At 76.1% G+C, this 11,721-nt stretch carries 12 protein-coding genes; 4 read left to right on the top strand and 8 right to left on the bottom strand.

From position 1 onward, the window contains the following. Positions 1-138 precede the first annotated feature (138 nt). From VE546_RS22185 to VE546_RS22175, 3 genes are all read left to right on the top strand, one after another. Complete coding sequence (locus VE546_RS22185) at positions 139-1,104, top strand: glycerophosphodiester phosphodiesterase (protein WP_324925092.1); 966 nt, start codon at positions 139-141, stop codon at positions 1,102-1,104. Between the two features lie 64 nt (positions 1,105-1,168). Continuing rightward, complete coding sequence (locus VE546_RS22180; RefSeq protein WP_324925090.1) at positions 1,169-1,729, top strand: methylated-DNA--[protein]-cysteine S-methyltransferase; 561 nt, start codon at positions 1,169-1,171, stop codon at positions 1,727-1,729. Between the two features lie 82 nt (positions 1,730-1,811). After that, positions 1,812-3,176 carry an MFS transporter gene (locus VE546_RS22175; protein WP_414720547.1) on the top strand — a complete coding sequence of 455 codons (1,365 nt, stop codon included), beginning with the start codon at positions 1,812-1,814 and terminating at the stop codon, positions 3,174-3,176. Positions 3,177-3,296: 120 nt separating this feature from the next. On the opposite strand, the gene VE546_RS22170 is transcribed toward VE546_RS22175, so the two are convergent. Further along, positions 3,297-4,019, bottom strand: a complete 723-nt coding sequence (locus VE546_RS22170) for a PIG-L family deacetylase (RefSeq protein ID WP_324925218.1) — start codon at positions 4,017-4,019, stop codon at positions 3,297-3,299. A gap of 140 nt (positions 4,020-4,159) precedes the next feature. Beyond that, on the bottom strand, positions 4,160-4,624 hold the full coding sequence (locus VE546_RS22165; protein WP_324925088.1) for a type II toxin-antitoxin system PemK/MazF family toxin: 465 nt from the start codon (positions 4,622-4,624) through the stop codon (positions 4,160-4,162). Positions 4,625-4,750: 126 nt separating this feature from the next. Between VE546_RS22165 and VE546_RS22160 the strand changes: the two genes are divergently transcribed. Next, the gene (locus VE546_RS22160) at positions 4,751-5,428 is read left to right on the top strand and encodes an AIM24 family protein (RefSeq protein WP_324925086.1); all 678 of its coding nucleotides are present in this window, start codon (positions 4,751-4,753) and stop codon (positions 5,426-5,428) included. A gap of 70 nt (positions 5,429-5,498) precedes the next feature. Here the strand turns inward: VE546_RS22160 and VE546_RS22155 are convergent, their stop codons facing one another. The 6 genes from VE546_RS22155 to VE546_RS22130 form a co-directional block, all read right to left on the bottom strand. Beyond that, on the bottom strand, positions 5,499-6,026 hold the full coding sequence (locus VE546_RS22155; protein ID WP_324925084.1) for a Pycsar system effector family protein: 528 nt from the start codon (positions 6,024-6,026) through the stop codon (positions 5,499-5,501). 95 nt (positions 6,027-6,121) lie between these two features. Then, positions 6,122-6,538, bottom strand: a complete 417-nt coding sequence (locus tag VE546_RS22150; protein WP_324925083.1) for a hypothetical protein — start codon at positions 6,536-6,538, stop codon at positions 6,122-6,124. A 5-nt stretch (positions 6,539-6,543) separates the two neighbouring features. Continuing rightward, the gene (locus VE546_RS22145; protein ID WP_324925082.1) at positions 6,544-7,563 is read right to left on the bottom strand and encodes a hypothetical protein; all 1,020 of its coding nucleotides are present in this window, start codon (positions 7,561-7,563) and stop codon (positions 6,544-6,546) included. 39 nt (positions 7,564-7,602) lie between these two features. After that, entirely contained in the window at positions 7,603-9,804 is a 2,202-nt protein-coding gene (locus VE546_RS22140) for a hypothetical protein (protein WP_324925080.1), read from the bottom strand. Next, complete coding sequence (locus VE546_RS22135; RefSeq protein ID WP_324925079.1) at positions 9,801-10,589, bottom strand: hypothetical protein; 789 nt, start codon at positions 10,587-10,589, stop codon at positions 9,801-9,803. The genes VE546_RS22140 and VE546_RS22135 overlap by 4 nt, the downstream gene beginning before the upstream one ends. Before the next feature lie 105 nt (positions 10,590-10,694). Further along, positions 10,695-11,444, bottom strand: coding sequence for a Crp/Fnr family transcriptional regulator (locus VE546_RS22130; protein ID WP_324925216.1), 750 nt, complete (start codon positions 11,442-11,444; stop codon positions 10,695-10,697). Positions 11,445-11,721 lie beyond the last annotated feature (277 nt).

Below are 11,721 nucleotides of genomic sequence, written 5' to 3'. Positions count from 1 at the left end.
ACCGGGGCCGCGGACGGGTTCCGGACGGGCGGGGGCTTCCATGGGGCGTTCAGGTTCTGTCCACTTCCCGCCCATGTATCCGCGCGCGGATGCCGGAATGCTCTTGGGGTCAGTGCACCGAAGACGTGAGGAGTCCCCGTGTCCCTACGCCCCGCTGCCGCCGTCACCGGTTCACTCGCCGGCCTCTGCGTGCTCGTCCTCGCCGCCGTCCCCGTCCAGGCCGCGCCGCGGGCGGACGCCCCGCGCGCCGCCGACCGGGAGGCCCCCGTCCCGGTCGCGCACCGCGGTGCCTCCGCCTACGCCCCCGAGAACACCCTGGCCGCCGTCGACGCCGCCCACGAGCGGGGCATCCGCTGGGTGGAGAACGACGTGCAGCGCACCAGGGACGGCGAGCTGGTCGTCATGCACGACGCCACCCTGGCCCGCACCACGAACGTCGAGCAGCTCTTCCCCGACCGCGCCCCCTGGAACGTCGCGGACTTCACCGCCGACGAGATCGCCCTGCTGGACGCGGGGAGCTGGTTCGACCCGCTGTACGCGGGCGAGCCGGTGCCCACCCTGGAGGAGTACCTGCGGCACCTGCACGGCACCCGCCAGAACCTGCTGCTGGAGATCAAGAGACCCGAGCTGTACCCGGGCATCGAGGCCGACATCCTCCGGGAGCTGCGGGAGGAGGGCTGGCTGGACCGGCGGCACGTGCGGAGCAAGCTGATCATCCAGAGCTTCGGCGCCGACTCGGTGCGGGCCGTGCACCAGCAGGCCCCGGCTGTCAAGACCGGCTTTCTGGGCACCCCGGCCGTCGGCGACCTTCCGGAGTACGCGCGGTTCGCCGACCAGATCAACCCGACCCACACCAGCCTGTCCGAGGAGTACGTGCGGCAGGTCCACGCCCTGAAGGGGGCGCACGGCAAGCCGCTGGAGGTCTTCACCTGGACGGTGAACGACGCGGCGACGGCCCGGCGGGTCGCCGCCATGGGCGTGGACGGGATCATCTCCAACGCCCCGGACGTCGTCCGGGACGCCACCCGGGGCGACACCGGGGACAGCACCGGGAACAGCGCCGGGGACAGCACCGGGGACCGGGCCCGGGCCGCCGGGGACTGAGGCGCCCGGGCCGGGCGTCCGGGGACCGGGGCCCGTTGTCGGTGGCGGCCCGTAGGCTCGTCACATGACCGACATCCCGGCCGGACGCCCGGCCACAGCCCCGGCCTGGACGGTGCGGGACACCCCGATCGGCCCGCTGCTGCTCGCGGCGACCGGGCGGGGGCTGGTGACCGTCGTCTTCCACGCCGACGAGCGGACGGTCCGCCGGTCCCTGGCCCGGCTCGCCGGGCGGCTGGGCGCCGAGCCCGTGCGCGACGACGGCGATCCGGTGCTGGCCGGGGCGGCCCGGGAGCTCGACGCGTACTTCCGGGGCGCGCTGCGGGAGTTCTCCGTGGCCCTGGACTGGTCGCTGACCTCCGGGTTCAACGGGCGGGTGCTGCGGGCCCTGGCCGAGTCCGTGCCGTACGGCAGCGTCGTCGGCTACCAGACCCTGGCCGACCGCGTCGGCGAGCCGGGCGCGGCGCGTGCGGTGGGCGTCGCCATGGGCTCCAACCCGCTGCCGGTGGTGGTGCCGTGCCACCGGGTGGTGGAGAGCGACGGCGGGATCGGCGGCTTCGGCGGCGGGCTGGAGACCAAGCGGGCACTGCTGGCGCTGGAGGGCGTCCTCCCGGCGCCGCTGTTCTGAGCGCCGGCCACGGGCCGCGTCCGGCTCCGCCCGGCGCCGCACCGCTGTCCCTCTCCCGCGCCCGCCTGGCAGACTGCCCGCCGTGACCGGCACCTCCGACACCACCGGCGCCGCCGGCGGCCCTCCGGGCGCACCGCGCGGCACCGCCGCGGTCCCCTCCGGCAGCGAGCTGGCCGCGCTGCGCCGCCGTACCTCCGCCGTGCTCGTGGCCACCCAGGTCCTGGGCGGCCTGGGCGTGGCCACGGGCATCGCCCTGGCCGCCGTGCTGGCGCAGGAGGTGAGCGGGTCCGAGGGGCCGGCCGGTCTGGCGGTGACGTCCTCGGTCCTCGGCACGGCCGTGCTGTCCCTGCCGCTGGCCGTCCTGATGGCCGCGCGGGGCCGCCGCGCGGGGCTCTGCCTGGCGTACCTGATCGGCGCCGCAGGCGGCGGTGTCGTGGTCCTCGCCGCCGTCGCCGGCAGCTTCCCGCTGCTGCTGTTCGGCATGGCGGCCTTCGGCGCGGGCTCCTCCGCCAACCTCCAGGCCCGCTTCGCCGCCGCCGACCTCGCCGAGCCCGCCCGCCGCGGCCGGGCCATCTCCACCGTGGTGTGGGCCACGACCGTCGGCGCGGTCCTCGGCCCGAACATCGCCGCCCCGGCCGGACGCAGCGTCTCGGGCCTGGGGATACCCGCGACGGCGGGCCCGTTCCTGTGGGGCGGGGCCATCTTCCTGCTGGCCGCCGCGCTGGTGTTCGCCCTGCTGCGCCCCGACCCGCTGCTCACCGCCCGTGCCCTGGCCGAGGCCGGTACCGAGGCCGGTACCGGGGCCGAGACCAAGGCCGGTGCCGAGGCCCGTACCCCGGCGGAGGGCCGGTCGCTGCGGGCCGGGCTCGCGGTCGTCGCCGCCTCCCCGCGCGCCCGGCTGGCGCTGGCCGCCGTCACCTGCGCCCACAGCGCCATGGTCTCGATCATGGTGATGACGCCGGTCGACCTCGGCCACCACGGCGCGGACATCGAACTGATCGGCCTGGTGATCAGCGGTCACATCGCGGGCATGTACGCCTTCTCCCCGCTGATGGGCCGGCTCTGCGACCGCCTCGGCCGGATCCCGGTGATCTCGCTCGGCGTCGCGCTGACGGCGTGCGCGGCGCTGCTGGCCGGTACGGCGGACGGCGACCACGTCCGCAGCGCCGCGGGCCTGTTCCTCCTCGGCCTGGGCTGGTCGGCCGGGCTGATCGGCGGCTCCACCCTGCTCACCGACTCGGTGCCGCAGGAGGCCCGCGCGGCCGTCCAGGGGCTGTCCGACCTGACCATGAACGCCGCGGCGGGCGCGGGCGGCGCACTCGCCGGGCTCGTCGTCGCCCAGGCGGGCTACGGCTGGCTCAACGCGATGGGTGCCGCCCTGCTCCTGCCGGTCGCCGCGTTCGTCCTGCTCGTCCGGGGTCGCCGCCCGGCCCCGGACGGCCGGTGACGCGAACGGAACCGGCCGCCTCCCGGGCGAAGGCCCCCGGCCGGTCCGGCCGCCACCGGTCCCCCCGTGCCGTCCGGGTGCCCGGCCGTCCCGCGGCGGGACCGGCGGTACGCGCGTCCGTCAGCCCATCGGATAGACCTGGAAGGCCACGGCGCGGCGCCCGCCCGTGCGTTCGGCGAGGGCGTCCATCGTGCCGGTGAGGACGGTGCGGGCGTACTCGGCGGGCTCCTGGTCGCTGAGCGCCGTGATGTACGCGCGGTGCTCGGCGAGCGAGGCGATGGCCTTCTCCACCTCCTCCTCCCCCACCTCCACCGCGTGCGTCGGCTCCGGCGATCCCGCGACCGCCACCCAGCGCACTCCGCCCCAGGGCTGGAGCCCCTCCCGCTCGGCCAGTTCGGGGAAGATCCAGCGGTTGCCCGCGTCCCCGGCCGCGTCCAGCACCGCGCGTCCGACGGCCCGGTGGTCGGGGCTGTTCCACCAGCCCTCCTGGCCCCAGGTGTCGTGGTGGTTGAAGGCGATGAGCAGTTCGGGCCGGTGGCGGCGGATCGCGGCGGCCAGGTCGCGGCGCAGTGCGACGCCCTCCTCGATCACCCCGTCCCGGTGGTCCAGGAACTCCACGCTCTCCACGCCGACCACGGCCGCGCTCGCCCGCTGCTCCGCCTCCCGCACGCGCGCCGCCTCCGCCGGCTCCATGGTGTCGATCCCGGCCTCGCCGCGCGTCACCAGCAGGTACGCGATCTCCCGTCCGGCGCCGGTCCACCGCGCGATGGCGGCGGCCGCCCCGTACTCCAGGTCGTCGGGGTGCGCCACGACGGCGAGCGCGCGGTTCCAGTCCTCGGGCATGGGGCTGAGCTGACCTTCCACGGTGGTCTCCTCGGGGTGTTCCTCAGGGTGTCGGGCTGGGTGTCGGGCTGGGCTTCGGACGAGGGTGGGCAGGGCTGCGGGCAGGACTGTGAACGGGGTGGCGGGCGGTGCGCGGACGGTCAGTGCCAGCCGTACAACTGCCGCAGGCGGTGCACGACCCGGTTGAACCTCGCCCGGTCCAGCGCGCACGCCTCGCGCCGCATTCCCCGCGGGTGGACCCGCAGCACGCGGTCCAGGTCCGCCCACGAGTCGCGCCCGGACCGGTCCCACGGGCCGGAGCCCAGCGGCATCCAGTCGCGCCGCCCGTCCCGGGGCCGGCTGGAGAGCTGCACGGCCAGCAGGGTGCCGGCCGCCTCGCGGGCCACGACGAGGACGGGCCGGTCCTTGCCGCGCCCGTCCGCCTCCTCGTAGGGGACCCAGGTCCACACGATCTCGCCCGGGTCCGGGTCGCCGTCCGGATCGGGGGCGTAGGACGTCCGTACGGGCCCCACCTCGTCCGCCCGCACCTCGGCGGTCGCGGCCGGCCCCCACCTCCCCGGGTTCTCCCGGAGCCCGCCGACCGCCTGCGCCTCGTCCATCGCCATGGGCACACGCTAGCGGTACCGCCTGGCGCGGTCCGCCGGGCGGCACCGCCGCGTCCGGCCGCCGGGTGGCCCGGCCCTCCGCGCGGTGCCTTGGCAGGCCGGGGGGTTCGGGGAAGCATACGGCCCATGCGCAGCGATCTCTTCGCCTCCGAGCACACGGTCCAGCCGGCCACCGCGCCGGGGATGTCCCTGCAGAACCCCAAGTCGATCAGGTACGTGGTGAACGGCGAGTGCTACGCCCGGCAGGGCGCGATGATCGCCTTCCGCGGCGACCTGAGGTTCGAGAAGAAGGGCCAGGGGGTGGGGAACTTCCTCAAACGGACCGTCACCGGCGAGGGCCTGCCCCTGATGGCCGTGCGCGGCCAGGGCGAGGCCTGGTTCGCCCACGAGGCGGCCAACTGCTTCGTCGTCGACTTCGCCCCCGGCGACAGCCTCACCCTCAACGGGCGCAACGTGCTGTGCTTCGACGCGACCCTCGGCTACGACATAAAGGTCGTCAAGGGCGCCGGCATGGCCGGCGGCGGCCTGTTCAACAGCGTCTTCACCGGGCAGGGCAGGCTGGGCGTGACCTGCGAGGGCACCCCCATCGTCATCCCCGTCTCCCCGGACCTGCCCGTCTTCGTCGACACCGACGCCGTCGTCGGCTGGAGCACCCACCTCCACACCTCCCTGCACCGGTCGCAGAGCTTCGGCTCGATGCTCCGCGGCGGCTCCGGGGAGGCCGTGCAGCTCAGGCTGGACGGCGAGGGCTTCGTGATCGTCCGTCCGAGCGAGGCGCAGCCGGTGAGGCAGGCGTCCGGCTGACCGCCGCCCCCGTCCGGGCGCGGGCCCCGGGCGGGCCCGGGCGGGGACGGACGGTCAGGCGGTCGGCCGGTCAGGCGATCAGGGCCGCCGCGGCTCCCGCGGGCACCAGCGCGAACCCGACGGCGAAGCAGGCCAGCGCGGCCCGCACCCAGCGGTGCTTGGCCGCCGCGATGCGGCTGGTGTCCGTGAGCGCGTCGACCAGGCTGTCCAGCGGGCGCTCCTCGGTGCGGCGCAGCGCCTCCCGCAGCTCGTCCGCCTCCGCCGCCTCGCGGATGTCGTGGAAGTACGCGAGGGTGTCCCCGGGCGTCCAGGAGCCGCGCCGGTAGCGGGGAGCGACGGCCGCCAGCAGGCAGGCCAGGGACGCCGCCCAGGCCAGGCACCCGGTCCACCACAGCAGCAGCCCCGGCCAGGCCGGGCGCCCCGGCTCCCAGGTGCCCGCCACCGCCACGGCGCCGGTCCAGGCGGCGGTGCTCACCCCCATGGCGGCGACCAGGACCGCGGCCTTGGCGTCCGCCCGTCCTATCTCGGCCCGGAGTTCGGCCAGCAGCCGCTCCCCGGCCCGCACCCCCGGCGGGCTCCCCGCGGGCGGTTCGCTCATCCCGGTCCCCCCTTCGCCCTTCCTGCCGTTCCGTGTCCGCGCGGTCGCGCACGCGGTGCCGTGCGGTCCCGTCCGGCACCGTGCGTGCCGTGCGCCTACGTCCGCGCGGAGTACAGCAGCGCCGCGCTGAGCAGCAGGCTGATCACCAGGGCCGTCCGGTGGTCGATGCGCCGTGCCGCGTCGTGCAGCGTTCCCATGACCGCGGCGGCGCAGCGGTGCGTCCCGCAGGCCAGCCCGCAGACCGCGTCGCCGTAGGCGTACGCCAGCGGCGCCGCCCGTCCCGACGCCCTGCGCGTCACCCGGGTGACCAGGTACTCGGGGAGCAGCAGCCCCACGGCGAGCAGGTTCACCCCGTACTCCACGCCGGAGGACAACTGCGCCACGGCACGCGCCGCGCCCCACCGCGCGGCCACGTAGAGGGCCGTCGTCAGCAGTGCGAAGACCAGCAGCGCTCCCCCGACCGCCCAGGGCTCGACCGCCCGGGACCACCCGCCGCCGGTCGCGGGGTCCACCGGGTTCACCGTCCCCCGCCCGGGGTCCCGGAGCCGTCCGCCTCCTCCGGCGCCGGTGCCCGCTCGAGCTGCTCCCGGTACAGCGGCTGCTTGCGCGTCCGGCCCCGGGCCGCCTCCATCAGCGGGGCCTTCAGGCTCTCCACCGCCATCCGCGCCGTCTCCTCCACCATGTGGTCCTCCAGCGCCCCGGTCTCCAGCAGTTTGCTCACGATGCCGATCTGGTTGGCCATGGCCTCCCGCGCGTCGTCCCGGATGCCCTCCAGCGCCAGCGGCAGGTCCTCGGGGTTGCGCGCCACCTGCAGGGCCCACCGGGCGATGTCGCCGTCCTCCAGCAGGGAGGTGTAGAACCGGGTCTTCTCCTCGGTCAGTTCGTGCTGGTGACGGGTCCGCAGCCGCTCCAGCAGGTGCTCGCTCTCGGCCCGGACGCGGGCGTAGTCCAGCCCCCGGATGGCCGAGTACTGCCGGACGGCCTCCTCGTCCAGGCTCAGCCGCACCGCGCAGGTCACCGTCAGGCCCTCGGCCTCGGCCAGCGGTGACAGCGCCAGGGCGTCGTGCACGGCGGTCTCGGCCGCCGCGCTGCGTTCGATGTCGAAGCGGCGGGTCTCCTGGCGCATCCGGGCGAGCAGTCTCGGCTCCAGCAGCGCCCGTACGTCGCGCACCTGCTTGCGGACCACCGCGCCGGGGTCGGTGACCTGCCAGGTGACGTCGGTCTCGGCGTGGAAGAAGAAGGCGTCGCCCGCGCTGGGCAGCCGGTGTTCGAAGGAGAGGTACTGGTAGCCCGTCTCCACCTCGTAGAGCCTGCGGAAGTTCCTGCTGACCAGTTCGCCGCGCGTGGGCTGCCGGTCCGGCGGGTACGCCACGGTCTCCCCCGAGGCCGTCACCAGCACCAGGGCCCGGTCGGCGGAGACCGGCGGGCGGTTGCGTATGAACTCGAAGCGGCTCAGCTCCCGCTCGGCGCGCACCGGGTCGTTGACGACCCGGGGGTGGGCGGGTGCGCCGCCCGTCGGTTCGGTGGTCTCGTTCATGGTGTCCGTTTCTCTTTCCTCGTCCCTCGTCCGTCCCGCTCAGCGGGCGCGGCTGCCGCCCAGCGCGCCGGAGAGCCGGCCGGCCACCGGCAGCGGCTCGCCCGTCTCCCTGAGGTGCCGGCCCTGGACCTTGCGCAGCAGGTGGTCCAGGCGGTCGGTCTCGTTGCCGGTGGCGGCCATGCCCGGCAGCAGTCCGGCCAGCGCGTCCTCGAGTTCGGCGTCGTGCCCGGCGGCGCGGACCCAGGCGCCGATCCGCTCCAGGCCGTCCCGGCGCAGCGCCGGGTCGCCCAGCACCTGGCGCCACAGCTCCACGTACCGCTCCCAGGCCGCCCCGCCCTCACGCGCCCACCGGACCGGGGACGGCAGGGGCGCCCGTGTCCCGTCCGGGGCGGTGTGGTGGTGTGCGGCGGCCCTGAGGAAGGCGTCGGCCGCCAGGTGCCGCAGCCACCGGTCCGGCTCGCGCCAGCGGTCGAGCCGGGCCAGTACCTCCGGGCCGGCCGGGCCGCCGATCAGCGTCTCCAGCGTCTGGACGACGGCCTGCCGCAGCCGGGAGCCGGCCGCGGCGTCGGTGCCGGCGGCCGTCGCGGCCACCGCGGCGAGGTCCGCCAGCGCCGTGGGGACCATCGCGTCGCCCAGCAGGGCGTAGGCGCGGACCGCCGTCCACCGCCGTCCCTCGTCGCCGCCCCGGCTCCAGCTCCGCAGCAGCCGGCGGACCGGCGTCTCCCGGCCTGCTTGGTGGGCGGCCGCCAGCGCCCACGCCGCGAGCTGGCGTTCCCGCGGTCGCGGGGAGGCGGCCCAGGGGGCGATCAGGCGGTCGGCGGCGAAGGCGAAGTCGTGGCAGGCCAGGGTTCCGGCGCAGACGGCGGCGCGGATGCGCACCATGGCCCGGGGGTCGGTGCCGAGCCGGGCGAGCCATGCCAGCGCCGGTTCCCGCACGGTCGGGTGGGTCATCCAGACGCGGCCGAGCAGGACCTCCCACAGGCCGCTGTCCCGGAAGGCCACCAGGCGCTGCGGCAGCGTCCCCCACGGTGTCTCCAGCGCGCCGTCGTACTCCACCGCCCGGGCGGTGCGCAGGCGTGCCTCCAGGGGGGTGGCGAAGACCGGCAGGGCGACGTCGCGCCCCGGCGTCTCCAGCCGGCGCAGTTCCCGGAACAGCAGGTCGGCGAACTCGGCCACCAGCGGGTACGGGGCGGCGTCGAAGACGGCCAGGGAGATCAGGAACGCCTTCTCGCGCAGCTTCAGGCCGGGGTCGGCGAACCAGGCGTCGACCCGCTGTTCCGCCGCGGCGCGCCCGTACTCCTCCAGCTCGCCGGCGGCCACCCGGCCGCGTGCGTGCTCCGCGAGCAGCCGCGCGAATCCGGCGGCCTCCGCGGGGGTGGGGCAGCGGCCCAGGAACGCCTTGGTCTCCGGCCGGTGGAGCAGGTCCTCCCCGGTGCCGCCGGCGTCCTCCCCGAGCAGGACGCGCAGGTGGGCGCGGATGATCCGGTCGGCCTCCGGGGCCTCCCAGCGGGCGGGGTCGACGCCTTCCAGCACCGTCTCCGGATCGGCGGTGATGACGAGGAATCCCCCGCTGCCGGCCAGCCGCTCCCGCAGGGCGTGCAGCCGCACCGCGCGCAGCGGGGACTCCCCGCTCGTCACGGGGTCGGCGAGGAGGTGGCCGCAGCCGGGCTCCAACTGCCCGTCCAGCTCGGCCGGTTCCGCCAGGTCGGTGCCCGGGTCGAGCGCGATGACCCTCCCGTCCCCCACCACCTGCCGCAGCAGCCGCACCCCGGCCGTCCGGCGTCCCGTGCCGCGCTGTCCGCGCAGTACCAGGACGCGCTGGGCGCGGAGCCGGTCGTACGCCTCGTCGTAGCGGCGGCCGGCCACGAAGACGCGTTCCACGGCGGCGATCTCCTCGGCGGGCAGCGGTCCCGACGCCCGGCCGGCCGCGGTCCGGGCGGCGGCGTGGCCGTACAGGTGCAGGTCGTACTTGTCCCCGCCCACCACGTCGCCGCGCACGTCGGGGTCGCGCAGGACGTTGCCGCTGCCGCCGCGCGCGAAGAGGTGCCGTGCCAGGGAGCGCAGTTGCTCGGACGCCTCCCACGCGTCCGGGGCGTCCTCCTCGCCCCGTGCCGCCCCGGTCTGCCGCTCCCCGGTCTCCTCCCCGGCCTTTCGCGTTCCGGTCTCCTCCGGCGCGGATGCCCCTCCCCCGGGTTCCTCCGCGCCGCCCCCGGCCGGTGTCCGCTCGTTCCGCTCCGTCACCGGTCCGCGCCCCCGTCCCACGGCCGGCCCACGATCTTGTGGCCGGCCACCACGTCCCCGGTGATCTGCGGGGAGTGGCCGAAGAAGAAGTTGCCCGACCCGCCCGGCGGGGGGAACGGGCCCGCCGGCCCGCCGCTGCCGCCGCTGCCGCGGTCCGCGGCGGCGGTGTCAGCGGTGGTGGCCGCCTCCGCGGTGCCGTCCTCCGCCCGCTTGCGGGAGCGGTCGTGGATCCAGCCGCCCAGCCTCCCCTCGCTGCCCTTGCCCCGGATCTCGAAGCGGTGGAAGTGCTCCGGCTCGATGCCGGGGTGCGCGTGCCGCACCACCCCGCGGTGCACCGCCTCCGACACGCACAGCACGCACGGCTCGTCCGTCTCCTTCAGCGCCGCGCGCAGCGGGTCGGAGTCCAGCAGCCGGAAGCCCTCCACCAGGTCGGAGCCCACCGCCCCGTACGCGTCGAGCGCCACCTCCCCCGAGTGCAGCACCATGCGCAGCCGGACCTGGGTGCCCTGGCTGGACAGCCGGTTGGCGGCGGCCAGACGCATGGGCGTCTCGGTGAGGAGGGCCCGGATGAGCTGGGGTTTGGGGACGGTGGCGTCGAGCAGCGTGAGGACGCCGTCGCCCCGGTCCTCCGTCCGGTACTCGGTCGCCTCCACCGACGCCGCCGACAGCGTCTCCTTCAGCACCCCGTACAGCAGCCTGCGCAGCACGCCCTGCTCGACGTCCGACCTGCTGCCGGACCCCTCGATGTCCATGAGCAGGATCGTCCTGTTGACGGGTTCCTCCACCACCGCTCCCCTCGCCGTCCGGTACGGCCCGTGGCCGCTGCCCGGGAGCATTCCGCAGCGGGGCGCCCGGGTGGAGGAACGATGACGCAGTCCGGATGTGACCGATTACCGGTGCGGCCGGCCGCCGCCGCACCGGCGGTCCGCGCCCGGCCGTCCGGCCCCGGCCGGGGCACCGCCGATGCGCCGCAGCACCTCCGGGCGCAGGACCACCAGGTGCCGGCGCCGCGTCACCACCACCTCGCGCGTGCGGAGCACGCGCAGGGTCCGGGTCACCGCCTCGCGCGACGCCCCGATGGCACCGGCCAGTTCCTGCTGGGTGAGCGGTACCCGGATGACGACACCGCCACCGTCGGCGCGTTCGCCGTGCCGCTCGGCCAGCTCCAGCAGCAGCCGGGACAGGCGCTCCTCGACCGTGGAGGCGCCGTACTCCAGCCGCCTGCGGTCCCCCGTGCGCAGCCGGTCGCTGATCAGCGACAGCAGGTGGAGGGCGGCCTGCGGCCTGTCCTGCAGGAACCCGGTGAAGCGTTCGGCGCTGATCACGGTCGCCTCCACCCGCTCCAGCGCCGACACGGTCGCCGACCGGGGCGCGCCGTTCAGTGCCGCGCCCTCCCCCACGACGTCGCCGGGACCGCGCAGCGCCAGCAGCGCCTCGTGCCCGGTGACGGCGGTGGAGGTGACCTTGAGCCAGCCGCGCCTGATCAGCAGCACGTGGCTGGAGGGCTCGCTCTCGCGCAGCAGGACGGCCCGCGCGGGGTAGCTCATCTCCCTGCCCAGCGCCAGCAGTTCGTTCCGGGTCCGCTCGTCGATCCGTGCCAGGTACGGAACCCGGTCGTCCAGCCGTCCGCCTCCGCCCATGTCATCGCTCACCGGCACCGGTCCCCCCTCGGCCGTCCACGTTCCAGGCCCAGCAGCCTAGAACAGCGGTAACCCACCGTGTGCACGTCGGTACGGATCCGGTGGGCCGGGGCGCGGAGCGGCGCGCCCGTCCCTTACCGGAAGCGGTTCAAGGGCCCGGGGCAGGCCGGCCCGGCCTCCTGCCGCGGCGCCGGCCCCGGCGGCACGTCCGTGCTTCTCACGGCGGTCCGGCCGGGAATCCGGGCGGAAAATCTTATCGGAAATTTTCCGGAAGAAG

Origin of the sequence: Streptomyces sp. (genome assembly GCF_035644915.1) — a bacterium.
Lineage (GTDB): Bacteria > Actinomycetota > Actinomycetes > Streptomycetales > Streptomycetaceae > Streptomyces.
This window is presented reverse-complemented; position numbering and strand designations above follow the sequence as displayed.

Excerpts from the sequence above, each read along its gene's own strand:
- VE546_RS22180 (WP_324925090.1), top strand. The coding sequence starts at position 1,169 with ATGACCGACATCCCGGCCGGACGCCCGGCCACAGCCCCGGCCTGGACG.
- VE546_RS22170 (WP_324925218.1), bottom strand. The coding sequence starts at position 4,019 with ATGCCCGAGGACTGGAACCGCGCGCTCGCCGTCGTGGCGCACCCCGAC.
- VE546_RS22165 (WP_324925088.1), bottom strand. The coding sequence starts at position 4,624 with ATGGCGATGGACGAGGCGCAGGCGGTCGGCGGGCTCCGGGAGAACCCG.
- VE546_RS22160 (WP_324925086.1), top strand. The coding sequence starts at position 4,751 with ATGCGCAGCGATCTCTTCGCCTCCGAGCACACGGTCCAGCCGGCCACC.
- VE546_RS22155 (WP_324925084.1), bottom strand. The coding sequence starts at position 6,026 with ATGAGCGAACCGCCCGCGGGGAGCCCGCCGGGGGTGCGGGCCGGGGAG.
- VE546_RS22145 (WP_324925082.1), bottom strand. The coding sequence starts at position 7,563 with ATGAACGAGACCACCGAACCGACGGGCGGCGCACCCGCCCACCCCCGG.
- VE546_RS22130 (WP_324925216.1), bottom strand. The coding sequence starts at position 11,444 with ATGGGCGGAGGCGGACGGCTGGACGACCGGGTTCCGTACCTGGCACGG.